We start from the raw sequence: 24,563 nt of genomic DNA, 5'->3' as shown, positions 1-24,563 counted from the left end.
GGCCGGACCGGGCACGACTGGAGGGGACAGCGACCATGCCGAGCAAGATCGCCGGGACACGCCGGCCTTCCGCCGTACGCGGCGGAGGGCGGGCCCCCGCGACCCCGCGGCGGGCGCGCGGCGGAGGCGTACGGGTGCTGTACGAGCGGGTCCGCAAGGCCTGGGACCGGCCCCTCACGGCGTACTACGTGATCATCGGCGCGGGGCTGCTCATCACCACGCTCGGCCTGGTGATGGTCTACTCCGCCTCGATGATCACGGCGCTCCGCTACGACCTGGTGCCCTCCTACTTCTTCCGGAAGCAGTTCTTCGCCGCGCTCCTCGGCACCGGACTGCTCCTGATCGCCTCGCGGATGCCGGTCAAGCTGCACCGGGCGCTCGCCTATCCGATCCTGGCCGGCGCGGTCTTCCTGATGGTGCTCGTGCAGATCCCGGGGATAGGGCACGCGGTCAACGGCAACCAGAACTGGATCTCGCTCGGCGGCCCCTTCCAGCTCCAGCCCAGCGAGTTCGGCAAGCTGGGGCTGATCCTGTGGGGGGCCGACCTGCTCGCCCGCAAGCAGGACATGCGGCTCCTGACCCAGTGGAAGCACATGCTGGTGCCGCTGGTCCCCGGGGCCTTCATGCTGCTCGGGCTGATCATGCTCGGCGGCGACATGGGCACCTCGATCATCCTCGCGGCCATCCTCTTCGGCCTGCTCTGGACGGCCGGAGCGCCCACCCGGCTCTTCGTCGGGGTGCTCACGGTGGCCGGCGCCATCGGCGTGCTCCTGATCAAGACGAGCGCGAACCGGATGAAGCGCTTCGACTGCATCGGCGCGACCGACCCCGGCGGCGAGGGAGCCCCCTGCCTGCAGGCCGCGCACGGAATCTATGCTCTGGCCTCGGGTGGATGGTTCGGTTCCGGACTCGGTGCGAGCGTCGAGAAATGGGGCCAACTACCCGAAGCCCACACCGACTTCATCTTCGCGGTCACCGGTGAGGAACTGGGTCTCGCGGGGACGCTGTCGGTACTCGCCCTGTTCGCGGCTCTAGGCTATGCGGGTATCCGCGTGGCCGGAGGCACGGAGGACCCCTTCGTGAGGTTCGCCGCGGGAGGTGTGACCACCTGGATCACGGCTCAGGCCGTGATCAACATCGGTGCGGTGCTCGGCCTGCTGCCGATCGCCGGTGTCCCGCTCCCGCTGTTCTCCTACGGAGGGTCGGCCCTGCTGCCGACCATGTTCGCCGTCGGGCTCCTCATCGCCTTCGCGCGACAGGAACCCGCCGCGAAAGCGGCCCTGGCCATGCGCCGCCCCGGCTGGGGCAAGCGGGCCGGGAAGAGATGGAAGTCGATGCGACGGCGCGTCAAGAAGCGCCCGTCCGGAGAGCGGTGAATTTCGGTGCATGTCGTACTCGCCGGCGGGGGGACCGCCGGCCACATCGAGCCCGCGCTGGCCCTCGCGGACGCCCTGCGCAGGCAGGACCCCAGTGTGGGGATCACGGCGCTCGGCACGGAGAAGGGTCTGGAGACCCGGCTCGTGCCCGAGCGGGGCTACGAGTTGGCGCTCATCCCCGCCGTACCGCTGCCCCGCAAGCCCACCCCCGAGCTGATCACCGTCCCCGGGCGGCTGCGCGGCACGATCAAGGCGGCCGAGCAGGTCCTGGAGCGCACCAAGGCGGACTGCGTGGTCGGCTTCGGCGGCTACGTGGCCCTGCCCGGCTATCTCGCGGCCAAGCGCCTCGGGGTGCCCATCGTGGTCCACGAGGCCAACGCCCGGCCCGGCCTGGCCAACAAGATCGGTTCGCGGTACGCGGCCGGGGTCGCCGTCGCCACCCCGGACAGCAAGCTCCGCAACGCCCGCTACATCGGCATCCCGCTGCGGTACACCATCGCGACCCTCGACCGGGCGCGGGTGCGGCCCGAGGCGCGCGCCGCCTTCGGCCTCGACCCCAACCTGCCGACGCTGCTCGTCTCCGGCGGCTCCCAGGGCGCCCGGCGGCTCAACGAGGTGATCCAGCAGATCGCCCCGGTGCTCCAGCGCTCCGGCATCCAGATCCTGCACGCGGTCGGCCCGAAGAACGAGATGCCGCGCGTCGACAACATGCCCGGTATGCCGCCGTACGTGCCGGTACCGTACGTGGACCGGATGGATCTCGCGTACGCCGCGGCCGACATGATGCTCTGCCGCGCGGGCGCGATGACCGTCGCCGAGCTGTCCGCCGTCGGGCTGCCCGCCGCGTACGTCCCGCTGCCCATCGGCAACGGCGAACAGCGGCTCAACGCCCAGCCGGTGGTCAAGGCCGGCGGTGGACTCCTCGTCGACGACGCGGAGCTGACGCCGCAGTGGGTGCAGGGCAACGTCCTGCCCGTACTGGCCGATCCGCACCGGTTGTACGAGATGTCCCGCGCCGCCGCCGAGTTCGGCCGCCGGGACGCCGACGACCTGCTCGTCGGCATGGTGTACGAGGCGATCGCCGCCCGCCGGCAGGCGTAGCGGGACAGAAGGCAGGAGGCGCCGGGTGGCAGCCGGACCGACGACCGCGGAGAAGAGCGGTACCAGCAAGCCGAAGGGGTCGTCGGAGCGGTCGTCCGGCGCCAGCACCCGGAACCGTCGGTTCCGGGTGCCCGCCCCCCGGCTGCTCCTCGTGGCGCTCGGCCTCGTCGCGCTCGTGGCCGGCGGGGTCTGGGCGCTCTACGGATCGACCTGGTTCCGTGTAGAACGTGTGAAGACTTCCGGTACCCGGGTTCTGACGCCGGCCGAGGTCGAGGACGTCGCCGCCGTCCCGATGGGCGCCCCGCTCGTCACCGTCGACACCGACGCGATCGAGGCCCGGCTCCGGCAGAAGCTGCCGCGGATCGAGTCGATCGACGTCGTGCGGTCATGGCCGCACGGAATCGGGCTGAAAGTGACGGAACGGCAGCCCGTTCTCCTGGTCGAAAAGGGCGGAAAGTTCACCGAAGTGGACGCGACCGGCCTGCGGTTCGCCACCGTCGACACCGCTCCCCGCGGCGCCCCCCTGCTCGTCCTCGACAGCGCCGCCTCGCCGAGCCTCCGCCGCTTCGGCGCGGACCGGCTGCTCCGGGAGGCGGTCCTCGTCCGGGGTGAACTCCCGGCGGAAATCGCCCGGGACACTCGTGTCGTACGCATCACCTCGTACGACTCCGTCACTCTGGAACTCACCGGAGGCCGAACCGTCTTCTGGGGCAGTGGTGAGCACGGCCAGGTCAAGGCCCGGGTGCTGACCGCCCTCATGAAGGCGACCCCCAAAGCGGGGCACTTCGATGTAAGTGCCCCCACGGCCCCCGCCTCGTCCGGGAATTGACGGGCATCTCCGCTGGCCAGCACCCTGGTTGGCCAGCGCTACGGGTGATCACATAGGGTGAAAAGAAAAACGGGAGGTTCGGCGTGTTCGTTGAACGTGCGCCACTTGTCGACTTAGTGTCCTGTTCGGAAGAGTCCAGCGAACAGGGACACTGGTAACCCTAAACTTCAACGTTAGGGTTCGGGTCGGCGTTTCGGACCGTCCCAATCGGCATCCGTCGGAGCGGCGCGACCAACCGCGCAGCGACGACACGTAACTCGAGGCGAGAGGCCTTCGACGTGGCAGCACCGCAGAACTACCTCGCAGTCATCAAGGTCATCGGTGTCGGCGGCGGTGGTGTCAATGCCATCAACCGAATGATCGAGGTCGGTCTCAAGGGCGTCGAGTTCATCGCGATCAACACCGACGCGCAAGCGCTGTTGATGAGCGACGCCGACGTCAAGCTCGACGTCGGCCGTGAACTCACCCGCGGCCTCGGGGCCGGGGCCAACCCGGCCGTCGGTCGCAAGGCGGCAGAGGACCACCGTGAGGAGATCGAGGAGGTCCTCAAGGGGGCCGACATGGTCTTCGTCACCGCCGGCGAAGGCGGCGGCACCGGCACCGGCGGCGCACCCGTCGTCGCCAACATCGCGCGCTCGCTCGGCGCCCTGACGATCGGTGTGGTCACCCGGCCGTTCACCTTCGAGGGCCGCCGTCGCGCCAACCAGGCGGAGGACGGCATCGCCGAGCTCCGCGAAGAGGTCGACACCCTCATCGTCATCCCCAACGACCGGCTGCTCTCGATCTCGGACCGACAGGTCTCCGTGCTCGACGCCTTCAAGTCGGCCGACCAGGTCCTCCTGAGCGGTGTCCAGGGCATCACCGACCTCATCACCACCCCGGGTCTGATCAACCTCGACTTCGCCGACGTCAAGTCGGTCATGTCCGAGGCCGGTTCGGCGCTCATGGGCATCGGCTCCGCCCGCGGCGACGACCGCGCGGTGGCGGCGGCCGAGATGGCGATCTCCTCGCCGCTCCTGGAGGCCTCCATCGACGGCGCCCGCGGCGTGCTGCTCTCCATCTCCGGCGGCAGCGACCTCGGTCTCTTCGAGATCAACGAGGCCGCGCAGCTGGTCAGCGAGGCGGCCCACCCCGAGGCCAACATCATCTTCGGCGCCGTCATCGACGACGCCCTCGGTGACGAGGTCCGGGTCACCGTCATCGCGGCCGGCTTCGACGGCGGCCAGCCGCCGGCCCGCCGGGACAACATCATCGGCTCGGTCTCGGCCAAGCGCGAGGAGCCGGCCCCGGCCCCCCGCGTCACCGAGACCTCCCGCCCGCTGGGCGGCCTCGGCACGGTCGCCCCGCGCGAGGAGCCGGTCTCGGTCCCGGTCGAGCCCGCCCCGGTCGTGAACGAGGCCCCGCTGTCGTCCGCGCCGCCGGTCGTCCCGCCGGCCCGTCCGTATGCGGACAGCCAGGCCGAGGAGCTGGACGTCCCGGACTTCCTGAAGTGATAGGACAGCGCTTCGACGCGAACGGCGCCCACTTCGCCTTCACCGACCGGTGGGGCGGGGTGAGCGCCGTTCCGTACGAGGAGCTCAACCTCGGCGGAGCGGTGGGGGACGACCCCGCGGCCGTGCTCGCCAACCGGGCGGCGGCCGCCGGAGCCCTCGGGCTCGACCCGGGCCGGGTCGTCTGGATGAACCAGGTGCACGGCGCGGACGTCGCCGAGGTCGAAGGACCGTGGGGGGACGCGAAGATCCCGTCCGTCGACGGTCTCGTCACCACCCGGCGCGGACTCGCCCTCGCCGTCCTCACCGCGGACTGCGTCCCCGTCCTCCTCGCCGACCCGGTCGCCGGAGTCGCGGCGGCGGTCCACGCCGGGCGTCCGGGCATGGTGGCGGGAGTCGTCCCGGCGGCGGTCGCGGCCATGATCGAACGCGGCGCGGACCCCGCCCGTATCGTCGCCCGCACCGGCCCCGCCGTCTGCGGGCGTTGCTACGAGGTGCCGGAGGGCATGCGGGCCGAGGTCGCCGAGACCGAACCCGCCGCCTGGGCCGAGACGAGCTGGGGCACCCCGGCCGTCGACGTCACCGCCGGAGTGCACGCCCAGCTCGAACGGCTCGGCGTCACCGACCGGCAGGCCGGCACGGTCTGCACCCGGGAATCCGGTGACCACTATTCGTACCGTCGCGATCGCACCACGGGGCGACTCGCGGGATATGTCTGGTTGGACTGAGAAGAGACATGACGGACCGCACGTCGGAACTCGCCGAGAATCTGGCCCGGGTGGAGGCGCGCATCGCCGCCGCCTGCGCCGCCGCCGGACGCCCGCGGGAAGAGGTGACGCTCATCGTGGTCACCAAGACCTATCCCGCGAGCGACGTGAGAATCCTCCACGGACTCGGCGTGCGGCACGTCGCCGAGAACCGGGACCAGGACGCCGCCCCCAAGGCGGCCGCCTGTGCCGACCTCGATCTGACCTGGCACTTCGTGGGCCAGTTGCAGACCAACAAGGTCAGATCCGTGGTGGGTTATGCCGATGTGGTGCAGTCTGTCGACCGCTTGAAGCTCGTTTCCTCTCTCTCCGCGGCCGCGGAGAAGGAGGGGCGCGAGCTCGGCTGCCTGGTCCAGGTCGCGCTCGACGCCGAGTCCGGCGCGCGGGGCGACCGCGGCGGCGTCGCGCCGGACGGGATCGAGGAGTTGGCCGCGGCCGTCGACGCCGCGCCCGGACTGCGGCTCGCCGGACTGATGACCGTCGCCCCGCTCGCCGGTCCGTACGCCGGGCGGCAACGTGCGGCTTTCGACCGGCTGATGGATTTGTCGACTGTCCTGCGCGCGACCCGTCCGGCTGCGAACATGGTGTCAGCAGGGATGAGTGCGGACCTCGAGGAGGCCGTCGCTGCCGGGGCGACACACGTACGCGTCGGTACGGCGGTACTCGGTGTCCGCCCGAAGCTCGGGTAACGTCGCGAAGCAAGTCGGACCACAGCAGAAAATATGGTCATTCCGCAGAACGGCGGGATGGCCCGTGGATCGCCGGCACTTGGTGACGAGGCCGATCCACCACAGAGCGGAGGACTCAGAGAATGGCCGGCGCGATGCGCAAGATGGCGGTCTACCTCGGCCTCGTGGAGGACGATGGGTACGACGGCCGGGGCTTCGACCCCGACGACGACTTCGAACCCGAGCTGGAGCCGGAGCCCGAGCGCGACCGGCGCCACGCCCCCCCGCGTCAGGTGGAGCGCGAGGAGCCGGTGCGAGTGGTGGCGCCTCCGGCTCCCCGGGAACCGATCGCCCATTCTGTCCCGGTACTCGCCGAAAGTGGACGTCCGGCCCGAATTGCCCCCGTGGCATCCATCACACCCGAACGTCCGAGCCTGGAGAAGAACGCACCGGTGATCATGCCCAAGGTCGTGTCCGAGCGGGAGCCGTACCGCATCACCACGCTGCACCCGCGGACCTACAACGAGGCCCGTACCATCGGGGAACACTTCCGTGAGGGCACCCCCGTGATCATGAACCTCACGGAGATGGACGACACGGACGCGAAGCGACTTGTCGACTTTGCCGCCGGACTCGTCTTCGGGCTCCATGGCAGCATTGAGCGCGTGACGCAGAAGGTGTTCCTGTTGTCGCCTGCTAACGTCGATGTCACGGCGGAGGACAAGGCCCGGATCGCAGAGGGCGGATTCTTCAACCAGAGCTGAGAACACGAGAACCGGACGGACCGGTCGCGAAGCGGCCGGACAAGCGAGAGCACGAAAGCCAGGGGAGAGGGAAACGCGGGATGGGCGTCGCACTACAGGTGGTCTACATCGTGCTGATGTGCTTCCTCGTCCTCCTGATCGTCCGGCTTGTCATGGACTACGTCTTCCAGTTCGCCCGTTCATGGCAACCCGGTAAGGCGATGGTGGTCGTCCTTGAGGCCACCTACACTGTCACCGATCCACCGCTCAAGCTTCTGCGGCGACTCATCCCGCCGCTGCGTCTCGGGGGCGTGGCACTCGACCTGTCCTTCTTCGTTCTGATGATCATCGTCTACATCCTGATCTCCATCGTGAGCAGCTTCGCGAGGTGATGGTGGAGGAACAAGTGGACGATACGGTCTTGCCGACTGCCGACGACTACGTAGAGGTGAAGAAGAGATGCCGCTGACTCCCGAGGATGTGCGGAACAAGCAGTTCACGACCGTCCGCCTTCGAGAAGGCTATGACGAGGACGAGGTCGATGCCTTCCTCGACGAGGTCGAAGCCGAACTGACCCGCCTGCTCCGCGAGAACGAGGACCTGCGCGCCAAGCTGGCCGCCGCGACGCGTGCCGCCGCGCAGAACCAGCAGCAGCAGGGCATGCGCAAGCCCCCGGAGCCGCAGGATCGTCCCGTCGGTCCCGGCGCGCCCGTGCCCGCCGCCATATCCGGACCGCCGGCCCAGCAGCAGCAGCCGCAGATGGGCCCGCCGCAGCTGCCGTCCGGTGCCCCCGCGCTTCCCGCCGGCCCGATGCAGGGCGGCCCCATGCAGGGCGGCCCCATGGGCCCCGGCCCGATGCAGGGCGGCCCCATGCAGGGCGGCCCGATGGGTCCCGGCCCGATGCAGGGCGGCCCCATGGGTCACCCGCAGCAGCAGCAGATGCAGCAGCAGCAGATGCAGCAGCCGCAGCAGGGTCCCGGTGGCGACAGCGCCGCGCGTGTCCTCTCGCTCGCCCAGCAGACCGCCGACCAGGCGATCGCCGAGGCGCGCTCCGAGGCCAACAAGATCGTCGGCGAGGCGCGCTCCCGCGCCGAGGGCCTGGAGCGGGACGCCCGCGCCAAGGCGGACGCTCTTGAGCGGGACGCGCAGGAGAAGCACCGCGTCGCGATGGGCTCCCTCGAGTCCGCCCGCGCCACGCTGGAGCGCAAGGTCGAGGACCTGCGCGGCTTCGAGCGCGAGTACCGCACGCGTCTGAAGTCCTACCTGGAGTCGCAGCTGCGTCAGCTGGAGACCCAGGCGGACGACTCGCTGGCTCCGCCGCGCACCCCGGCCACGGCCTCGCTGCCGCCGGCCCCGTCGATGGCCTCGGCCGGCGCGAGCGCGCCGTCCTACGGCGGCAACGGCGCGATGGGCGGTGCTCCGTCCATGGGCGGCGCCCCCTCCTACGGCGGCCAGCAGCAGATGTCCCCGGCCATGACCCAGCCCATGGCTCCGGTCCGGCCGCAGGCTCCGCAGCCGATGCAGCAGGCGCCGGCGCCGATGCGGGGCTTCCTGATCGACGAGGACGACAACTGAGGCGGCGGGTGAGCGCGCGCTGAGCGCGTAGCCGTCGGCAGGCTGCAAGGGCCGGTTCCCGGGTGAAACCCGAGAACCGGCCCTTCGCCGTACCCGGGCCGACGGGCGTGGCCGGTCGCCGCGGCCCCCGCCGTGTGGCCCGCACGTGCCGGGCGCTGCCCCCCCTGCTCGAGCGAAGCCGAGAGCTTGCGGGAGGGTGGGCACACGGGACGGCGCCCTCTGCGGGCGCCGCCGCGTTCCTTGCCTGGACCCGCACCACCAGTGCGGCGCACCAAGGGTGCGGGTCAGGGCGCGGGAGCCTCTGGCGCCGGCATGGGCGCCGTCCGTTGTGCCCACCCGTTCCGCCCTTGCGGAACGTATGCCCACAACGGGGTGGCGGGGGCATGGGGAAGGGCCCGGCGCCAGTGCTGGTGCCGGGCCCTTCTTCGGGGGGTTACGCCTTGCGGAGGCGGAAGGTGAGGTTGAGGGGCTCGTCCTCGAACGGCGTGCCGTACGTGTCGTCCGCCGCGCCCTCCGCGTGGTCCGTCGCCAGGACCTCGTCCGCGATCAGCGCCGCGTGGGCCGTCAGCGCCTCCACCGTCTCCGGGGAGGAGGAGGTCCAGCGCAGGGCGATGCGGTCCGCGACGTCCAGGCCGCTGTTCTTGCGGGCCTCCTGGATCAGGCGGATCGCGTCACGGGCGAGACCCGCGCGCCGGAGCTCCGGCGTGATCTCCAGGTCCAGGGCGACCGTCGCGCCCGCGTCGGAGGCCACCGACCAGCCCTCACGGGGGGTCTCCGTGATGATGATCTCCTCCGGGGTGACGGTGATGTCCTCGCCGTTCACGGACAGGACCGCCTCGCCCGAGCGCAGCGCCAGCGAGAGCGCCGCCGCGTCCGCGACCGCCACCGCCTTCGCCACGTCCTGGACGCCCTTGCCGAAGCGCTTGCCCAGGGCCCGGAAGTTCGCCTTCGCCGTCGTGTCGACCAGCGAACCGCCGACCTCCGACAGGGAGGCGAGGGAGCTGACGTTCAACTCCTCCGTGATCTGGGCCTGGAGCTCCGGCGACAGGGCAGCGAAGCCCGTGGCCGCGACCAGCGCGCGCGAGAGCGGCTGACGGGTCTTCACGCCCGACTCGGCGCGCGTCGCCCGGCCCAGTTCGACCAGGCGGCGGACCAGCAGCATCTGCTCGGAGAGGGTGCCGTCGATCAGCGCGGCGTCCGCCTCCGGCCAGGTGGCCAGGTGGACCGACTCGGGGGCGTCCGGCACCACGGGCACCACGAGGTCCTGCCAGACCCGCTCCGTGATGAAGGGGGTCAGCGGGGCCATGAGGCGGGTGACGGTCTCGATGACGTCGTGGAGGGTGCGCAGAGCCGCCTTGTCGCCCTGCCAGAAGCGGCGGCGCGAGCGGCGTACGTACCAGTTGGAGAGGTCGTCGACGAAGGCCGAGATCAGCTTGCCGGTGCGCTGGGTGTCGTACGTCTCCATCGCCTCGGTCGTCTCGACGACCAGCGTGTTGAGCTCGGAGAGCAGCCAGCGGTCGAGGACCGTGCGGTCGGCCGGCGCCGGGTCGGCCGCGCTCGGCGCCCAGCCGGACGTGCGGGCGTACAGCGCCTGGAAGGCGACGGTGTTCCAGTACGTCAGGAGCGTCTTGCGGACGACCTCCTGGATCGTGCCGTGGCCGACCCGGCGCGCCGCCCACGGCGAGCCGCCGGCCGCCATGAACCAGCGGACCGCGTCGGCGCCGTGCTGGTCCATCAGCGGGATGGGCTGGAGGATGTTGCCCAGGTGCTTGGACATCTTCCGGCCGTCCTCGGCGAGGATGTGGCCGAGGCAGACCACGTTCTCGTACGAGGACTTGTCGAAGACCAGGGTGCCGACGGCCATCAGCGTGTAGAACCAGCCTCGCGTCTGGTCGATGGCCTCGGAGATGAACTGCGCGGGGTAGCGGGACTCGAAGAGTTCCTTGTTCTGGTACGGGTATCCGTACTGCGCGAACGGCATCGAGCCCGAGTCGTACCAGGCGTCGATGACCTCGGGCACGCGCGTGGCGGTCTTCGAGCAGCTGGGGCACGGGAACGTGACCGCGTCGATGTACGGGCGGTGCGGGTCGAGCTCCGACTGGTCGGTGCCCGTCAGCTCGGTGAGCTCGGCGCGCGAGCCCACGCACGTCAGGTGGTCGTCCTCGCAGCGCCAGATCGGCAGCGGGGTGCCCCAGTAGCGGTTGCGGGAGAGCGCCCAGTCGACGTTGTTCGTCAGCCAGTCGCCGAAGCGGCCGTGCTTGACCGACTCCGGGAACCAGTTGGTCTTCTCGTTCTCCTCGAGCATGCGGTCCTTGACCGCGGTCGTACGGATGTACCAGGACGGCTGCGCGTAGTAGAGCAGGGCCGTGTGGCAGCGCCAGCAGTGCGGGTAGCTGTGCTCGTACGCGATGTGCCTGAAGAGCAGGCCGCGGGCGTCCAGGTCGGCGGTGAGCGCCTCGTCGGCCTTCTTGAAGAAGACGCCGCCGACCAGCGGCACGTCCTCCTCGAAGGTGCCGTCGGGGCGGACCGGGTTCACGACCGGCAGGCCGTACGCCTTGCAGACCTTGAGGTCGTCCTCACCGAAGGCGGGGGACTGGTGGACCAGACCCGTACCGTCCTCGGTCGTGACGTACTCGGCGTTCACGACGTAGTGGGCCTCGGCCGGGAACTCCACCAGCTCGAAGGGGCGCTGGTACGTCCAGCGTTCCATCTCCGCGCCCGTGAAGGACTCGCCCGTGGTGACCCAGCCCTCGCCGAGCGCCTTCTCGACCAGCGGCTGGGCGACGACGACGCGCTCGTCGCCGTCCGTGGCGACCACGTAGGTCACCTCGGGGTGCGCGGCGACGGCCGTGTTGGACACCAGGGTCCAGGGGGTCGTCGTCCAGACCAGGAGCGCCGCCTTGCCCGCGAGCGGGCCGGAGGTCAGCGGGAAGCGGACGTAGACCGAGGGGTCGACGACCGTCTCGTAGCCCTGCGCCAGCTCGTGGTCGGAGAGGCCGGTGCCGCAGCGGGGGCACCAGGGGGCGACGCGGTGGTCCTGGACGAGGAGGTCCTTGTCGAAGATCTGCTTGAGGGACCACCAGACCGACTCGATGTACGAGGGGTCCATGGTCCGGTACGCGTCGTCGAGGTCGACCCAGTAGCCCATGCGGGTCGTGAGCTCGGCGAAGGCGTCGGTGTGCCGGGTCACGGACTCGCGGCACTTGTCGTTGAACTCGGCGATGCCGTACGCCTCGATGTCCTTCTTGCCGGAGAAGCCGAGCTCCTTCTCGACGGCGAGCTCGACCGGCAGGCCGTGGCAGTCCCAGCCGGCCTTGCGGGCCACGTGGTAGCCGCGCATGGTCCGGAAGCGGGGGAACACGTCCTTGAAGACGCGGGCCTCGATGTGGTGGGCGCCGGGCATGCCGTTGGCGGTGGGCGGGCCCTCGTAGAACACCCACTCGGGGCGTCCCTCGGACTGCTCCAGGGTCTTCGCGAAGACCTTGCTCTCGCGCCAGAAATCGAGCACGTCGTGCTCCAGCGCGGGCAGGTCGACCTGGGCGGGCACCTGGCGGTACTGCGACATCGATCTTCCTCCGGCGGACGGTTCTCTTCCGTCGGAGGGACGAGAGCACTGCTCCCGCGGTACCACCCTCCTTGGCCCCGGACGTGATCGCCCTGAGCCCCCTCATTGGGGTCGCGACGCCGGGTCTAGTCACCGCACTGTCGTGCGGCTTTCTTCCGACGGCTCCGGGGTGATGCTTCACATCGGGCTCGCCCCCGGGCTCTCACCGTCCCCGGGTCGCTCATGGCTGCTTGCGACGCTACTCGTCCCCATCCAAGCCTTTCGCTGTGGCCAGTGTACGGGGCCCGGGGGGAGGCGGCAGACCGGTTTTCCCGTGACCCGAATGGTCATACGGGGCGTGCCGGACTTCCTTTGCGGCCATGTGGGGGAGGGCCGGGACGGATAACCGGGCGGGGAGCTGGGCACAACGGAGGCAGGCCCGCCCCGCGGGGAGCGGGGGCGGGTGGGAACGGCGGCGTGCCCCGTTGCCGCGGGCCTTGGGCCGATTTATCGTCCCAGCACGATTCGCGAGCAAGATCACAAAATGTGAAGGGGCCGCGACATGGTGGCGAAGAAGACCGCCGCGAAGAGGACCTCGGCCGCCGGTTCCGCCGGTGCGGGCGAGGCCGCCAAGGACGTGGCCGCCAAGGACGTGGCCGGGAAGAAGTCGGCGGTCGACAGGAAGACGGTCGCGGCCGACGGGACGCCGGTCAGGAAGACGGTGGCGAAGAAGGCGACGGCCAGGAAGACCGCGGCCCGGAAGGTGGTCGCCGAGGACGCGGCCCCGAAGGACGCCGTCGCGGGGAAGACCGTGGCGAAGAAGGCGGCCGCCAGGAAGGCGCCCGCCGCGAAGAAGCAGACAGGAGCCAGGACGGTGGCAGCGAAGAAGACCGCGGGTGGCGTCACGACGGTCGAGGACGAGGCGGCGCTGCCCCCGGCGCGTGCCGGTGAGCTCGCGGTGCGGCCCGGCGAGGACCCGTGGACGCCGGAGGAGGTCGCCGAGGCCCGCAACGGCCTCCAGGCGGAGGTGCTGCGGCTCCGCAGCGAGCTCGTCCACTCCCAGGAGGAGCTGACCGGCCTGATGCGGGACTCGGGCGACGGTGCCGGGGACGACCAGGCCGACACCGGCACCAAGAACATCACGCGCGAGCACGAGCTGGCCCTCGCGGCGAACGCCCGGGAGATGCTGGAGCAGAGCGAGCACGCCCTGGAGCGGCTCGACGCGGGCACGTACGGCCTCTGCGAGGTGTGCGGGAAGCCGATCGGCAAGGCGCGGATGCAGGCCTTCCCGCGGGCCACGCTCTGCGTCGAGGACAAACAGCGACAGGAGCGGCGCGGCTGACGGTCTCGGCTGCCGGTCTCGTACGCCTGTGCCGTACCCTCGGTGCACGGTCAGGCATCGAGGTCGAGGGACTCACTCACGTGGCAGAGGCGGAGCGCATCATCGGTACGCCGGATTCAGCAGGAGCCGACGAGACGGCCGCCTCCGACGCGTCGGTGGCCCGCGAGGAGACCGCGGCGCCGGACGGCGCGTCGGACCACGACGGCACGTCGGACCCCGACGGTTCGGCCGCTCCCGAGGAGCGGCCGAAGGGCAGGCGCAGGATCGTCGCCCTCTTCGTCGTGGCCGTGCTCGCCTACCTGCTCGACCTCGGCAGCAAGATGCTGGTGGTGGCCAAGCTGGAGGGCCACGAGCCGATCGCCCTGATCGGTGACCTGCTCCGGCTCGACGCCATCCGGAACCCGGGTGCCGCCTTCGGCATGGGCGAGGCCTTCACGATCATCTTCACCTGCATCGCGGCCGCCGTGATCGTCGTGATCATCCGCCTGGCGCGGAAGCTCTACAGCCTGCCCTGGGCGATCGCTCTCGGTCTGCTGCTCGGCGGCGCGCTGGGCAACCTCACGGACCGGATCTTCCGCTCGCCGGGCGTCTTCGAGGGCGCGGTCGTGGACTTCATCGCCCCCGCGCACTTCGCCGTCTTCAACCTCGCCGACTCGGCGATCGTCTGCGGCGGCATTCTGATCGTCCTGCTGTCGTTCCGGGGCCTGGACCCCGACGGCACCGTCCACAAGGACTGAGCCCGACCCCGGCGGACGACAGAGTGTCCTCCGCACAAGGCATACTCGACGGGTGAGTACGAGTCCCGAGATCCGCACGCTGCCCGTTCCCGATGGCCTGGAGGGCGAGCGCGTCGACGCCGCCATCGCCCGTATGTTCGGGTTCTCCCGTACGAAGGCGGCCGAGCTGGCCGCCGGAGGGAAGGTCCAGGTCGACGGCTCCGTCGTCGGCAAGTCCGAGCGGGTCAGCGGCGGCGCGTGGCTCGAGGTCGAGATGCCGGGCGCGGCCGCGCCCGTCCAGATCGTCGCCGAGCCCGTCGAGGGCATGGAGATCGTCCACGACGACGACGACATCGTCGTGATCATGAAGCCGATCGGCGTCGCCGCGCACCCCAGCCCCGGCTGGACCGGCACCACGGTCATCGGCGGCCTCGCCGCCGCCGGGTACCGCATCTCCACCTCCGGCGCCGCCGAGCGCCAGGGCATCGTGCACCGCCTCGACGTCGGCACCTCCGGTCTGATGGTCGTGGCCAAGTCGGAGTACGCGTACACCTCGCTCAAGCGCCAGTTCAAGGAGCGCACGGTCGACAAGCGCTACAACGCGCTGGTCCAGGGCCACCCCGACCCGATGAGCGGCACCATCGACGCGCCGATCGGCCGGCACCCCAACCACGACTACAAGTGGGCGGTCACCGCCGACGGCAAGCCGTCCGTCACGCACTACGACCTCATCGAGGCGTACCGGTCGGCCTCGCTGCTCGACATCAAGCTGGAGACGGGCCGCACCCACCAGATCCGGGTGCACATGTCCGCCCACCGCCACCCCTGCGTCGGCGACCTCACCTACGGCGCCGACCCGACGATCGCCAAGCGCCTCGGCCTGACCCGGCAGTGGCTGCACGCCGTCCGCCTGGGCTTCGAGCACCCGGGCGACGGGTCCTGGGTCGAGTTCTCGAGCACCTACCCCGAGGACCTGCAGCGGGCCCTGGACCGGATCGCTGCGGAGAGCCAGTGAGCGCCGCGTACAGCGTCCGTGAGGCGGCCGGCGACGGCGACCGGGAGGCGTGCTTCGCGGTGCGCCGGGAGGTCTTCGTCGAGGAGCAGGGCGTTCCGCAGGAACTGGAGTACGACACGTACGACGCCACCGCGGTGCACGTGCTCGCGGTGCGCGCGGACGGGCTGCCGCTGGGCACCGGACGCCTGTTGTACGGGGCGGACGCGGCCGGCAAGACCGGCGGCGACGCCTCCGTGGGCTCCCTCGGCCGGCTCGCGGTGTCCCGGGCCGCGCGCGGTCTCGGTGTCGGCGCGGCGCTCGTGCGGGGCATCGAGGACGTGGCGCGGGAGCGCGGTCTGAGCGCCGTCGACCTGCACGCGCAGACCCACGCCCTGGGCTTCTACGAGCGCCTCGGCTACGAGGTGTACGGCCCGGAGTTCCCGGACGCGGGCATGCCGCACCGGGCGATGCGGCGCGCGCTGTAGCGGACGTGGCGAAGGGCCGGTCCGGGAGGACGGGCCCTGGAGGTGGATGGACCCGGGGGACGGGGCGCCCGGCCCGGGTGATCGTGGCGGTGGCTACCTGAAGGTGTGGCACCCGTGCGGGCGCTCGTCCACGGGTCCGGTGCACTGACCGCTCTGACCGCCGCCGTTTCCGCCGTTGGTCGGCGGCGACGGGTTCGCCAGTGCTGCCGAGCCTGCGCCGAGCACGCCGGCGACGGCCAGCACCAGGGCAGCCGCGCGGCGACCGATGTGCTGCCTCAACATGACATCCTCCTGGCGAGTGGTTGGAATGTCCCTTTTACGATAGGGCTTCCGATCTTCGCCCGCCTGGAGAGGACACCGTGGACCAGCTCGCCCTGCTGTTCCTGCTACTGCTCGGCGCCTTGCTCACCGTTCCCCTCGGGGAACGGCTGGGGCTGCCCGCGCCCGTCCTGATGACCCTCGTCGGGATCGCGCTGGCCTTCCTGCCCTTCGTACCGAACGTCGAGGTCCCGCCGGAGTTCATCCTCCCGCTGGTGCTGCCACCGCTCCTCTACGCCTCCGTGCAGCGGACCTCCTGGCGGCAGTTCGCGGCCAACAGGCGGCCCATCTTCCTGCTCGCGGTCGCCCTGGTCTTCGTCACCACGGGCGCCGTCGGCGCGGTCGCGCACTCGCTCGTGCCCGGCCTCCCGCTGGCGGCCGCGCTCGCGCTCGGCGCCCTCGTCGCGCCGCCGGACCCGGTCGCCGCGACCGCCGTGGCCGGCTCCCTCGGGCTGCCCCGCCGGCTCGTGTCGATCCTGGAGGGCGAGGGCCTCTTCAACGACGTCACCGCGATCGTGCTCTATCACGTGGCCATCGCCGCCGTCGTCAGCGGCTCCTTCTCCTGGCCCGAGGCGCTCGGCGAGTTCGCACTGTCCGCCGTGGTCGCCGTGGCCGTCGGTCTCGCGCTCGGCTGGCTCTGCAACAAGCTGATCGGACTCCTCGGCGACGTCACCCTCCAGACCGGCCTCACCCTCCTCGTCCCCTTTGTGAGCTACGTGCTCGCCGAGGAGCTGCACGGCTCCGGCGTCCTCGCCGTCCTGATCACCGCGCTCTTCCTCGCCGAGCACGCGGCCGACGCCGACGACGTCATGGGCCGGCTCGCCGGACAGACCTTCTGGCAGATCGTCGACACCCTCGTCACCGGCATCGCCTTCGGCCTCATCGGCCTGGAGCTCATCCACGTCTTCGGGGTCGCCGAGGGGCGCTTCTGGGAGATGCTCGGCTGGGGCGCCGCCGTGGTCGGCGTGGTCGTCGGCGTCCGGCTGCTCTGGCTGCTGCCCGCCACCTGGCTGGCGAAGAAGCTGCACACGCTCCGGGACGTCGACGAGGAGATCCCGATGAGCTGGCGGGAGACCGTCGTCATGTGGTGGGCGGGGATGCGCGGGGTGGCCTCGGTCGCGCTGGCGCTCGCCATCCCGCTCCGCACCGACGACGGCGCGCCCTTCCCCGGCCGCGACGAGATCGTCTTCATCGCCTTCTGCGTGATCATCGCCACCCTCGTCTTCCAGGGCCTCACCCTGCCCTGGCTGGTCAAGCGGCTCGGGGTGCGGGCCGACACGGGCGCCGAGCGCGCCCTGGAGCGCGACCTGGCGCTCCGGGCCGCGAAGGCGGCCAAGCGCAGGCTCAAGGAGATCGAGGAGGTCGAGGAGCTGCCCGAGGAGGTGCAGGAGCGGCTGCTGCGCGGGGCGTACGACATCGGGGCGCGGATCAGCCCCGACATGGTGGACGACGAGCGGCGGGCCGCCTTCATGGAGCGGTCGAAGCGGTTCAAGGCGGTGCAGCGGATCCAGCGGGAGCTGATGTCGGCCGCCCGGCACGAGGTCCTCGCGGCGCGCAGCGAACCGGGCGCCGATCCCGAGGTGGTGGACCGGGTGCTGCGTCAGCTGGACGTGCGCAGCATGCGCTGACGGCCATGGCCGGCCCGGCGGTGGCGGGTGGCAGGATGGGACGCATGGACATCATGCTCTTCCACTCGGCCTACGGGCTGACCCAGTCCGTCGAGGCGGCCGCCGAGCGGCTCCGTAAGGCCGGGCACCAGGTCTGGACGCCGGACCTCTACGACGGCCGGACGGTCGGGACCGTCGAGGAGGGCGTGGCGCTCCGGGACGAGATCGGCAAGGACGAGCTCCTGAAGCGTGCGGTCCTGGCCGCCGCCCCCTACTCCGAGCGGGGCCTGGTCTACATGGGCCTCTCCCTCGGGGCCTCGATCGCGCAGACCCTGGCGCTCGGCGACGAGAAGGCGCGCGGGCTGCTGCTGCTCCACGGCACCTCGGACCTCGCGGAGTCCGCCTCGGTGGACGAGCTGCCCGTGCAGCTGCACGTGGCCGAGCCCGACCCCTTCGAGACGGACGACTGGCTGTCCTCCTGGTACCTCCAGATGCGCAAGGCCGGGGCCGACGTGGAGATCTACCGCTACCGGGGCGCGGGGCACATCTACACGGATCCGGAGCTGCCGGACTACGACGCGGAGGCTGCGGAGCGGACCTGGAAGGTGGCGCTGTCCTTCATCGACAGCCTGTAGGGCGGTTCGTACGGAAAAGGGGTGTGGCCCCCGGGGAGTCGATTCCCCGGGGGCCACACCCTTTCTCGCGGACGATCCGTCAGGCGCGGTACGCCGTCCAGGAGTCGTTCATGCGGGTCACCTGGCCCGCGGTGAACTGGTACATGCAGGGGTCGTACGTGTAGTCCATGAAGTTGTGGATCGGGTCCACACCGGCCTTCGAGGCGCAGGAGTCACGGCCGGTCGGGCACTGGTAGGCCGCGCTCTTCTCGGCCGGGGTGTCGGAGACGTAGTCGCCGTTGCCGTTACAGCCGCCCTGGAAGGTGTGGTAGAGGCCCATCCAGTGGCCGACCTCGTGGGTGGCGGTGTCGCCCTCGTTGTAGTTGGCCGCGGAGCCGCCCGGGAGCGAAGCGTCGAGGATGACGACGCCGTCCATGTTCGGGCTGCTGTTGTACGAGGACGGGAAGGTCGCCCAGCCGAGCAGGCCGCCGCCGAGGTTGGCGGTGTAGATGTTCAGCGCGTTGGCGCCGCCCTTGCGCAGGGTGGTCTTCATGTCCTTCTCGGCCTGCGAGCCGGAGGACAGGTTGTACCAGGTGGCGTTGTCCGTGTAGTCGGTGCCGGCCAGCGAGAACTGGAAGCCCGAGTCCACGTTGCCGGTGCCCTGGCCGGAGTAGGCGGCGTTGAGGACGGCCATCTGGTTGCTGATGGCCTGGGAGCTGAGGTTGCCCGCCGTGCCGCTGTGGATGACGTGGAAGTAGACGGGGATCGAGACCGCGGTGGCGCCGAGGGTCGCGGCGGAGCGGCCGGAGACCCGGGCCTCGGACACTCTCTTCTGCAGGTCCGCGTCCATGGCCTTGGCCTGGTCGGCGGTGATCTCGTTCGGCTCGGCCTTGGTGGCGCTGCCCTTGGCCTTGCGGGCGCCGGAGAGCGCCGCCGTGCCGTCCGCGCACTTCTCGGCGGAGGCCAGGGTGGCGCCGGCCGGGGCGGCGACGGGGGCGGAGAGGGGCGCGATGGCCAGGGTTCCGGCCAGGACGGCGGTGCCCATCAGACGACGTGTCATACGCGGCGATATGCGGACAAGAGCACGCACGGTGACTCCTTGCGGGGGGTTGTGAAGAGGGACTTCCTCGCCACCGCCCGGAGATTACGCGTCCATGTCAGGAGTCGTTGAGGATTGATCAAGCCCAATCATTCGTCGGGCAAATCGGGGCATCGGGAAGAAAAACTTGCGCCGCTTCCGAAGTTTGAGACGTGGACGTAACGAACGAAGTGACGGAGGCGGGTGGTGTGTCCGGATTCGATCTCCGGAACCCGCCACCCGCCGTAGCGATGTGATCTCCCGTTAACAGAAGAGATCATGGCTGAAAATCGCCGTTGAGGCGGCGACTACAGCACTGGCTGGTACACCCGCTCGACACGCTGCGTTCCGCTCAGCGTCCGGTACGAGCGCGCCCAGGCCGTCGTCGCGGCCGGATCCGCCTTGTCGGAGACCGTGTAGTAGTCCATCTGCGAGCGCGCGGCGGTCACGTCGAGCACGCCGTACCCGTGGTGGTCCATGTCCACCCACTTCACATGGCGGTTGGCGGCCTTCACGGCACCCGCGGCCACCACCGAGAGCGTCCCCGGAGCCACGTGCAGCAGGTCGTCCAGGTTGTCCGAGGTCACCGAGGTCACCACGAACTCGGTCGCCGCCGAGGCCGAGAGCGGATACGTCGCGGCCTTCACCGGCACGTCGTTGGCCCAGGCCATGTGGATGTCGCCGGTCAGGAAGACCGTGTTCCGGATCGCCCGCGCGGTCAGGTGCGCGAGGAGCTCCTTGCGGTCGTCGGTGTAGCCGTCCCACTGGTCGACGTTGACCGCGATCCCCTCCTTCGGCAGGCCGAGGAGTCCGGCGAGCGGCTCCAGGAGGTACGCCGGCAGGGAGCCGAAGGCGACCGGTGAGATCATCACCGAGGTGCCGACCAGCTGCCAGGTCGCGTCCGAACCGGCGAGCCCGGCCTTGAGCCAGTCCAGCTGCGCGCGGCCGGTGATGCTCCGCTCCGGGTCGTCGACCGCGCCGCTGCCCGCCTTCGCCGGCGCGGACCGGAACGACCGCAGGTCGAGCAGGTGGAGATCGGCCAGCCGGCCGAAGCGCAGGCGCCGGAAGACCGTGCCCTCCGTGGAGGCGCGGACCGGCATCCACTCGAAGTACGCCTGCTTCGCGGCGGCCACCCGGGCCGCCCACTCGCCCTCGGCGCCCGGCGTGTGGTTCTCGGCCCCGCCCGCCCAGGCGTCGTTGGCGAACTCGTGGTCGTCCCAGATGGCGACCACGGGGTGCGCCGCGTGCAGCGCCTGGAGGTCGGCGTCCGTCTTGTACTTCCCGTGCCGGGTGCGGTAGTCGGCCAGCGAGACGATCTCGTGGCGCGGCTCGTGCTGCCGGACCACGTACTTCGCCTCGGGGTAGGCCCCGGTGGCGTACTCGTAGATGTAGTCGCCGAGGTGGAGCACCGCGTCCAGGTCGGAGCGGGCCGCGAGATGGCGGTACGCGGAGAAGTGGCCGGACTCCCAGTTCGCGCAGGAGACCACACCGAAGCGGACACCGGGCGCGGCGGCGTCGGCGGCCGGCGCGGTCCGGGTGCGGGCGGTGGGGGAGGCGGCGCCGTCCGCGGTGAAGCGGAACCAGTAGGCGGTGGCCGGGCGCAGGCCCCGGACGTCGGCCTTCACCGTGTGGTCGGAGGCGGCGCTCGCCGTGGTGGTGCCGGAGGCGACGACCCGGGCGAAGGAGCGGTCCTCGGCGAGCTCCCAGCCGACCTGGACGTCGGGGCCGAGGCCGGAGCCGGGCACGGCCTCGGGGGTGGGGGTGACGCGCGTCCAGAGCAGGACGCCGTCGGGCAGCGGGTCGCCGGAGGCGACGCCGTGGAGGAAGGCGGGTGCCCCGGTGTCCGCGAGGGCCGGGGAGGCCGCGCCCAGGAGCGCGGGCGCGGCGGCGGCGGTGAGGGCGGCGGCCTTGACGACCGTGCGCCGGCTGGGGGCGGAGGATATGAAACGACTGGTCACGGGCAGTCAGATTACTGACGAGTACGCCTCAAGGGCAGACGAATTCCGGAAGTTCGCCGACTCGTCGCCCGGGAGACGCCTGCGCCATGCCTCGGACCCGTAGGGCCGGGGCCCCGCACACGCCGGGGTCCCGTACGCGCCGGGGCCCCGCACAGGCCGGGGTCCCGCACAGGCCGGGGTCCCGTACACGCCGGGGTCCCGCACATGCCTCGGCCCCGGACCGTGGGGTCCGGGGCCATGGCGGGCCGGTGCGGCGTCAGGCCTTGAGGGCCGCGTCGATCGCCGTGCCGAACTCGGCCACCGTCATCGGCGGGTTGTCCGTGCCCTCGACCGTGACCGGCTTGCCGTTCATCTTCAGCGTCGGGGTGCCCTGCACACCGCTGGCGTCGAAGGCCTTCGACATCTTCATCGCCCAGGCGTCGAAGGTGCCGTCCTCGACGTTCTTCTTGAACTCGGCGTTGCCCTTGAGGGCCGGGACCGAGTCCGCCACCTCCAGGAGGTAGGAGTCCTTGGCGAACTTGTCGTCCTTCTCCTCCGGGTGGAACTTCGTGGAGTAGAGGGCGGCCTTGTACTTGAGGAAGGCCTCCGGGCTCACGTTCAGCGCGGCGCCGAGCGCCGAGAGGGCGTTCTTCGAGCCCTCGCCCGGGATGCCGTTGTCGATGAAGGTGGCACCGACGTACCTGATCTTGTACTTGCCGGCCTCGACGTCCTTCTCGACCGTGGAGCCCACGGTCTGCTCGAAGGTCGCGCAGACCGGGCAGCGCGAGTCCTCGTACAGCTCCAGGGTCTTCTTCGCTGAGTCCTTGCCGATGACGACGGTCGTGCCGTTCGCGCCTGTGGTGTTCTTCGGCGCCGTCACGCTCTTCGCGTCGGCCACCGACTCCCAGTGGGAGGGCTTGTTGGACTGGACGACCGCGTAGCCGATGCCGCCGGCGGCGGCCAGGACGGCCACGGCCGAGACGCCGACGACGAGCCGGCGACGGGCCTTGTCCTTCTTCGCCTGGCGCTCGCGCTCCTCGCGCAGTCGCTCGCGGGCGGCGGCCTTGTTGGTCTGGCTGTTGCGTGCACTCATGATCGAGATCTCCGTGAAGAGTGAGGGAAGGCAGGGGGACGCGCGGGGCCCGCTCAGACGAGAGCGAGCACCGGACGCGGCGGCCCCCGCCGCCCGACGGAGTGCACGAGGAGCCGGGTGCGGGAGGACCGGGGCCGCCCGGCGGGCCGGCCGGCCCGCAGCGGCGCCGGACCGGCGACACGGAAGAAGGCCGCCACCAGCAGCAGCGGCCGGAACGCGAAGCCCTCCACCGCGCGCACCAGCCGGGCCAGCGCCCGCTCCCCGCCGCGCAGCCAGCACGCCGCCGAGAGCCCCACGCCCACATGGGCCAGGAGCAGCAGCCACGGCAGCGCCGGGTCGGGGGAGTGGAGCAGCGCGGCGGCGCCCCCGCTCTCCGGGGTCACCACGCCGGGCAGCGGCGTGCCCACGGCGCCGCCGCAGAACACCTCCACGCCCACCGAGCGCAGCGAACCGGCGACCGGGCCGCCGGCGGGGCCGTAACAGACCGCCTGGCCGCTGGTGAAGAGGGTGTCGGCGGCGAGCTCCAGCGGGACGAGGAGCCCGGCGATCGGGCCGAGGCCGCGCTCGCGGCCGGCCAGCGCGTACGCCACGGCGAAGACGCCGACCGCGACCGGGACGACCGTCCCGAGCGGCAGCGGCACGCGGGAGAGCAGCACGTGGGACGCCACGGACAGCGTCACGACCAGTGCCGTGAAGAACGCCGCCCGCAGCGCCCTCAGCTGCGTCCCTGCCATGTCCATCGTCGTGGAGTGTCCCATGCCGGCCCGTAAGGCGTCCCTAAGGACAACCTGTGCGAGCGGTCAGAGCCCCGGTATCCGGCCGTTGCGGAAGAGGTCCACGAAGATCTGGTGGTCCGCCCGCGCCCGCGCCCCGTACGCGTGCGCGAAGCCGACCAGGAGCTCGGCGAAGCCCTCCTCGTCGGCGGCGATCGCCGCGTCGATGGCCCGCTCCGTCGAGAACGGCACCAGGGAGTGGCCGCTGGAGTCGTCCGCCGCCGCGTGCATCGTGGCCGTCGCCCGGCCCAGGTCGGCGACGGTGGCCGCGATGTCCTGCGGGTCGTCGATGTCCGACCAGTCCAGGTCCACGGCGTACGGCGACACCTCGGCGACCAGCTGGCCCGCCCCGTCCAGCTCCGCCCAGCCCAGCCACGGGTCGGCGTGCGCCTGGAGCGCCCGCTGCGAGATCACGGTCCGGTGGCCCTCGTGCTGGAAGTAGCCCCGCACCGCCGCGTCCGTGACGTGCCGCGAGACCGCGGGGGTCTGCGCCTGCTTCAGGTAGATCACGACGTCGTTCTCCAGGGCGTCGCTGTTGCCCTCCAGGAGGATGTTGTACGAGGGGAGGCCGGCCGAGCCGATGCCGATCCCGCGCCGCCCGACGACGTCCTTCACCCGGTACGAGTCGGGGCGGGCGAGGGAGGACTCCGGCAGGGTCTCCAGATAGCCGTCGAAGGCCGCGAGGACCTTGTACCGCGTGGCCGCGTCCAGCTCGATCGTGCCGGCGCCCGCCGAGAAGCGGCGCTCGAACTCGCGGATCTCGGTCATCGAGTCGAGCAGCCCGAAGCGGGTCAGCGCCCGGGCCTCGCGCAGGGCGCCGAGCAGTGCCCCGTCGGCGGTCTCCAGGGTGAAGGCGGGGACCTCGTCACCCTTGGCGCCGGCCGCGAGGGCGTGGATCCGCTCCCGGTACGCGCCCGCGTAGATCCGGACGAGCTCGGTGATCTGCTCGTCGCTGAGCGCCTTGGCGTAGCCGATGAGCGCGAGGGAGGCGGACAGCCGCTTCAGGTCCCAGGTGAAGGGGCCGACGTAGGCCTCGTCGAAGTCGTTGACGTTGAAGACGAGGCGTCCGTTGGCGTCCATGTACGTGCCGAAGTTCTCCGCGTGGAGATCGCCGTGGATCCAGACCCGGCCGGTCTGCTCGTCCAGGTACGGCCCGCCGTGGGCCTCCTGATCCAGGTCCGCGTAGAACAGGCACGCCGTGCCCCGGTAGAAGGCGAAGGCGGAGCCGGCCATCTTCCGGAACTTGACGCGGAAGGCCGCGGGGTCGGCGGCGAGGAGCTCGCCGAAGGCGGTGTCGAAGACGGCGAGGATGTGCTCACCGCGCTCGGCTGCGGTGGGCTGCGGGACCGACATCGAGGGTGCCTCCTGGTACGGGTGGTGCGAGAATGTTCACGACAATACGGACAGGTGTTCCGTGTCTCTCAACGCGCGACCTTAGCCCCGAGTGCCCGCCCGTCGCCCGACCGCCACCCCACATCGAGGGGCTTCGCCCCGCAGTGTTTCACTCCGGACT

At 71.2% G+C, this 24,563-nt stretch carries 22 protein-coding genes; 15 read left to right on the top strand and 7 right to left on the bottom strand.

Going from position 1 to position 24,563, the window contains the following annotated elements; genetic code table 11:
* The first annotated feature begins 35 nt into the window (after nucleotides 1-35).
* From ftsW to ACN9M0_RS09035, 9 genes are all read left to right on the top strand, one after another.
* The gene (ftsW, locus tag ACN9M0_RS09075) at nucleotides 36-1,376 is read left to right on the top strand and encodes a putative lipid II flippase FtsW (protein WP_426403402.1); all 1,341 of its coding nucleotides are present in this window, start codon (nucleotides 36-38) and stop codon (nucleotides 1,374-1,376) included.
* Nucleotides 1,377-1,382: 6 nt separating this feature from the next.
* Complete coding sequence (murG, locus tag ACN9M0_RS09070) at nucleotides 1,383-2,477, top strand: undecaprenyldiphospho-muramoylpentapeptide beta-N-acetylglucosaminyltransferase (RefSeq protein ID WP_366039522.1); 1,095 nt, start codon at nucleotides 1,383-1,385, stop codon at nucleotides 2,475-2,477.
* Nucleotides 2,478-2,502: 25 nt separating this feature from the next.
* Nucleotides 2,503-3,306: a cell division protein FtsQ/DivIB gene (locus ACN9M0_RS09065; protein WP_426403401.1), complete on the top strand. Its 804-nt coding sequence runs from the start codon at nucleotides 2,503-2,505 to the stop codon at nucleotides 3,304-3,306.
* Between the two features lie 278 nt (nucleotides 3,307-3,584).
* On the top strand, nucleotides 3,585-4,799 hold the full coding sequence (gene ftsZ / locus ACN9M0_RS09060; RefSeq protein ID WP_426403400.1) for a cell division protein FtsZ: 1,215 nt from the start codon (nucleotides 3,585-3,587) through the stop codon (nucleotides 4,797-4,799).
* The gene (pgeF, locus tag ACN9M0_RS09055) at nucleotides 4,796-5,524 is read left to right on the top strand and encodes a peptidoglycan editing factor PgeF (RefSeq protein WP_426403399.1); all 729 of its coding nucleotides are present in this window, start codon (nucleotides 4,796-4,798) and stop codon (nucleotides 5,522-5,524) included. Before ftsZ ends, pgeF begins: the two co-directional genes overlap by 4 nt.
* 8 nt (nucleotides 5,525-5,532) lie before the next feature.
* The gene (locus tag ACN9M0_RS09050; protein ID WP_366039517.1) at nucleotides 5,533-6,252 is read left to right on the top strand and encodes a YggS family pyridoxal phosphate-dependent enzyme; all 720 of its coding nucleotides are present in this window, start codon (nucleotides 5,533-5,535) and stop codon (nucleotides 6,250-6,252) included.
* Between the two features lie 122 nt (nucleotides 6,253-6,374).
* On the top strand, nucleotides 6,375-6,995 hold the full coding sequence (locus ACN9M0_RS09045; RefSeq protein WP_366039516.1) for a cell division protein SepF: 621 nt from the start codon (nucleotides 6,375-6,377) through the stop codon (nucleotides 6,993-6,995).
* An 80-nt stretch (nucleotides 6,996-7,075) separates the two neighbouring features.
* Nucleotides 7,076-7,366 (top strand): YggT family protein, encoded by a 291-nt coding sequence (locus ACN9M0_RS09040; protein ID WP_017238790.1) that lies wholly within the window; start codon nucleotides 7,076-7,078, stop codon nucleotides 7,364-7,366.
* A 67-nt stretch (nucleotides 7,367-7,433) separates the two neighbouring features.
* Complete coding sequence (locus tag ACN9M0_RS09035) at nucleotides 7,434-8,549, top strand: DivIVA domain-containing protein (protein WP_399696459.1); 1,116 nt, start codon at nucleotides 7,434-7,436, stop codon at nucleotides 8,547-8,549.
* 433 nt (nucleotides 8,550-8,982) lie between these two features.
* Here ACN9M0_RS09035 and ileS read toward each other — a convergent pair whose 3' ends face one another.
* On the bottom strand, nucleotides 8,983-12,114 hold the full coding sequence (gene ileS, locus ACN9M0_RS09030) for an isoleucine--tRNA ligase (protein WP_426403398.1): 3,132 nt from the start codon (nucleotides 12,112-12,114) through the stop codon (nucleotides 8,983-8,985).
* A gap of 541 nt (nucleotides 12,115-12,655) precedes the next feature.
* Between ileS and ACN9M0_RS09025 the strand changes: the two genes are divergently transcribed.
* The 4 genes from ACN9M0_RS09025 (at nucleotide 12,656) to ACN9M0_RS09010 (ending at nucleotide 15,630) form a co-directional block, all read left to right on the top strand.
* Nucleotides 12,656-13,435, top strand: coding sequence for a histone H1-like repetitive region-containing protein (locus ACN9M0_RS09025; protein ID WP_426403397.1), 780 nt, complete (start codon nucleotides 12,656-12,658; stop codon nucleotides 13,433-13,435).
* Nucleotides 13,436-13,515: 80 nt separating this feature from the next.
* Nucleotides 13,516-14,172, top strand: coding sequence for a signal peptidase II (lspA, locus tag ACN9M0_RS09020; RefSeq protein WP_399696456.1), 657 nt, complete (start codon nucleotides 13,516-13,518; stop codon nucleotides 14,170-14,172).
* 52 nt (nucleotides 14,173-14,224) lie between these two features.
* The gene (locus ACN9M0_RS09015) at nucleotides 14,225-15,166 is read left to right on the top strand and encodes an RluA family pseudouridine synthase (RefSeq protein WP_399696455.1); all 942 of its coding nucleotides are present in this window, start codon (nucleotides 14,225-14,227) and stop codon (nucleotides 15,164-15,166) included.
* Nucleotides 15,163-15,630, top strand: a complete 468-nt coding sequence (locus tag ACN9M0_RS09010; RefSeq protein WP_366039509.1) for a GNAT family N-acetyltransferase — start codon at nucleotides 15,163-15,165, stop codon at nucleotides 15,628-15,630. The genes ACN9M0_RS09015 and ACN9M0_RS09010 overlap by 4 nt, the downstream gene beginning before the upstream one ends.
* 93 nt (nucleotides 15,631-15,723) lie before the next feature.
* Here ACN9M0_RS09010 and ACN9M0_RS09005 read toward each other — a convergent pair whose 3' ends face one another.
* On the bottom strand, nucleotides 15,724-15,912 hold the full coding sequence (locus ACN9M0_RS09005) for a hypothetical protein (RefSeq protein ID WP_366039508.1): 189 nt from the start codon (nucleotides 15,910-15,912) through the stop codon (nucleotides 15,724-15,726).
* 77 nt (nucleotides 15,913-15,989) lie between these two features.
* Here ACN9M0_RS09005 and ACN9M0_RS09000 point away from each other — a divergent pair, with 77 nt between their 5' ends.
* Together ACN9M0_RS09000 and ACN9M0_RS08995 are read left to right on the top strand one after the other, a co-directional pair.
* On the top strand, nucleotides 15,990-17,576 hold the full coding sequence (locus ACN9M0_RS09000; RefSeq protein WP_366039507.1) for a Na+/H+ antiporter: 1,587 nt from the start codon (nucleotides 15,990-15,992) through the stop codon (nucleotides 17,574-17,576).
* A gap of 44 nt (nucleotides 17,577-17,620) precedes the next feature.
* Complete coding sequence (locus tag ACN9M0_RS08995) at nucleotides 17,621-18,190, top strand: dienelactone hydrolase family protein (protein WP_366039506.1); 570 nt, start codon at nucleotides 17,621-17,623, stop codon at nucleotides 18,188-18,190.
* Between the two features lie 79 nt (nucleotides 18,191-18,269).
* Here the strand turns inward: ACN9M0_RS08995 and ACN9M0_RS08990 are convergent, their stop codons facing one another.
* The 5 genes from ACN9M0_RS08990 to ACN9M0_RS08970 all read right to left on the bottom strand — a co-directional run bounded on the left by ACN9M0_RS08990 (nucleotide 18,270) and on the right by ACN9M0_RS08970 (nucleotide 24,403).
* Nucleotides 18,270-19,229, bottom strand: a complete 960-nt coding sequence (locus ACN9M0_RS08990; RefSeq protein ID WP_366039505.1) for a zinc metalloprotease — start codon at nucleotides 19,227-19,229, stop codon at nucleotides 18,270-18,272.
* A gap of 326 nt (nucleotides 19,230-19,555) precedes the next feature.
* Nucleotides 19,556-21,205: an alkaline phosphatase D family protein gene (locus ACN9M0_RS08985; protein ID WP_366039504.1), complete on the bottom strand. Its 1,650-nt coding sequence runs from the start codon at nucleotides 21,203-21,205 to the stop codon at nucleotides 19,556-19,558.
* Between the two features lie 256 nt (nucleotides 21,206-21,461).
* Nucleotides 21,462-22,277 (bottom strand): DsbA family protein, encoded by an 816-nt coding sequence (locus ACN9M0_RS08980; protein WP_366039503.1) that lies wholly within the window; start codon nucleotides 22,275-22,277, stop codon nucleotides 21,462-21,464.
* Between the two features lie 53 nt (nucleotides 22,278-22,330).
* Nucleotides 22,331-23,017, bottom strand: a complete 687-nt coding sequence (locus tag ACN9M0_RS08975) for a hypothetical protein (protein WP_399696452.1) — start codon at nucleotides 23,015-23,017, stop codon at nucleotides 22,331-22,333.
* Between the two features lie 60 nt (nucleotides 23,018-23,077).
* Nucleotides 23,078-24,403, bottom strand: coding sequence for a DUF2252 domain-containing protein (locus tag ACN9M0_RS08970; protein WP_399696451.1), 1,326 nt, complete (start codon nucleotides 24,401-24,403; stop codon nucleotides 23,078-23,080).
* Nucleotides 24,404-24,563: the final 160 nt, after the last annotated feature.

Source organism: Streptomyces sp. R-07 (assembly GCF_049913175.1).
Taxonomy (GTDB): Bacteria; Actinomycetota; Actinomycetes; order Streptomycetales; family Streptomycetaceae; genus Streptomyces.
The sequence above is the reverse complement of the archived record's forward strand: the minus strand, read 5'-3'. Positions and strand labels throughout refer to the sequence as shown.

Excerpts from the sequence above, each read along its gene's own strand:
- ftsW (WP_426403402.1), top strand. The coding sequence starts at position 36 with ATGCCGAGCAAGATCGCCGGGACACGCCGGCCTTCCGCCGTACGCGGC.
- ACN9M0_RS09050 (WP_366039517.1), top strand. The coding sequence starts at position 5,533 with ATGACGGACCGCACGTCGGAACTCGCCGAGAATCTGGCCCGGGTGGAG.
- ACN9M0_RS09045 (WP_366039516.1), top strand. The coding sequence starts at position 6,375 with ATGGCCGGCGCGATGCGCAAGATGGCGGTCTACCTCGGCCTCGTGGAG.
- ACN9M0_RS09040 (WP_017238790.1), top strand. The coding sequence starts at position 7,076 with ATGGGCGTCGCACTACAGGTGGTCTACATCGTGCTGATGTGCTTCCTC.
- ACN9M0_RS09035 (WP_399696459.1), top strand. The coding sequence starts at position 7,434 with ATGCCGCTGACTCCCGAGGATGTGCGGAACAAGCAGTTCACGACCGTC.
- ileS (WP_426403398.1), bottom strand. The coding sequence starts at position 12,114 with ATGTCGCAGTACCGCCAGGTGCCCGCCCAGGTCGACCTGCCCGCGCTG.
- ACN9M0_RS09025 (WP_426403397.1), top strand. The coding sequence starts at position 12,656 with ATGGTGGCGAAGAAGACCGCCGCGAAGAGGACCTCGGCCGCCGGTTCC.
- ACN9M0_RS09005 (WP_366039508.1), bottom strand. The coding sequence starts at position 15,912 with ATGTTGAGGCAGCACATCGGTCGCCGCGCGGCTGCCCTGGTGCTGGCC.
- ACN9M0_RS08995 (WP_366039506.1), top strand. The coding sequence starts at position 17,621 with ATGGACATCATGCTCTTCCACTCGGCCTACGGGCTGACCCAGTCCGTC.
- ACN9M0_RS08990 (WP_366039505.1), bottom strand. The coding sequence starts at position 19,229 with ATGACACGTCGTCTGATGGGCACCGCCGTCCTGGCCGGAACCCTGGCC.
- ACN9M0_RS08980 (WP_366039503.1), bottom strand. The coding sequence starts at position 22,277 with ATGAGTGCACGCAACAGCCAGACCAACAAGGCCGCCGCCCGCGAGCGA.
- ACN9M0_RS08975 (WP_399696452.1), bottom strand. The coding sequence starts at position 23,017 with ATGGACATGGCAGGGACGCAGCTGAGGGCGCTGCGGGCGGCGTTCTTC.
- ACN9M0_RS08970 (WP_399696451.1), bottom strand. The coding sequence starts at position 24,403 with ATGTCGGTCCCGCAGCCCACCGCAGCCGAGCGCGGTGAGCACATCCTC.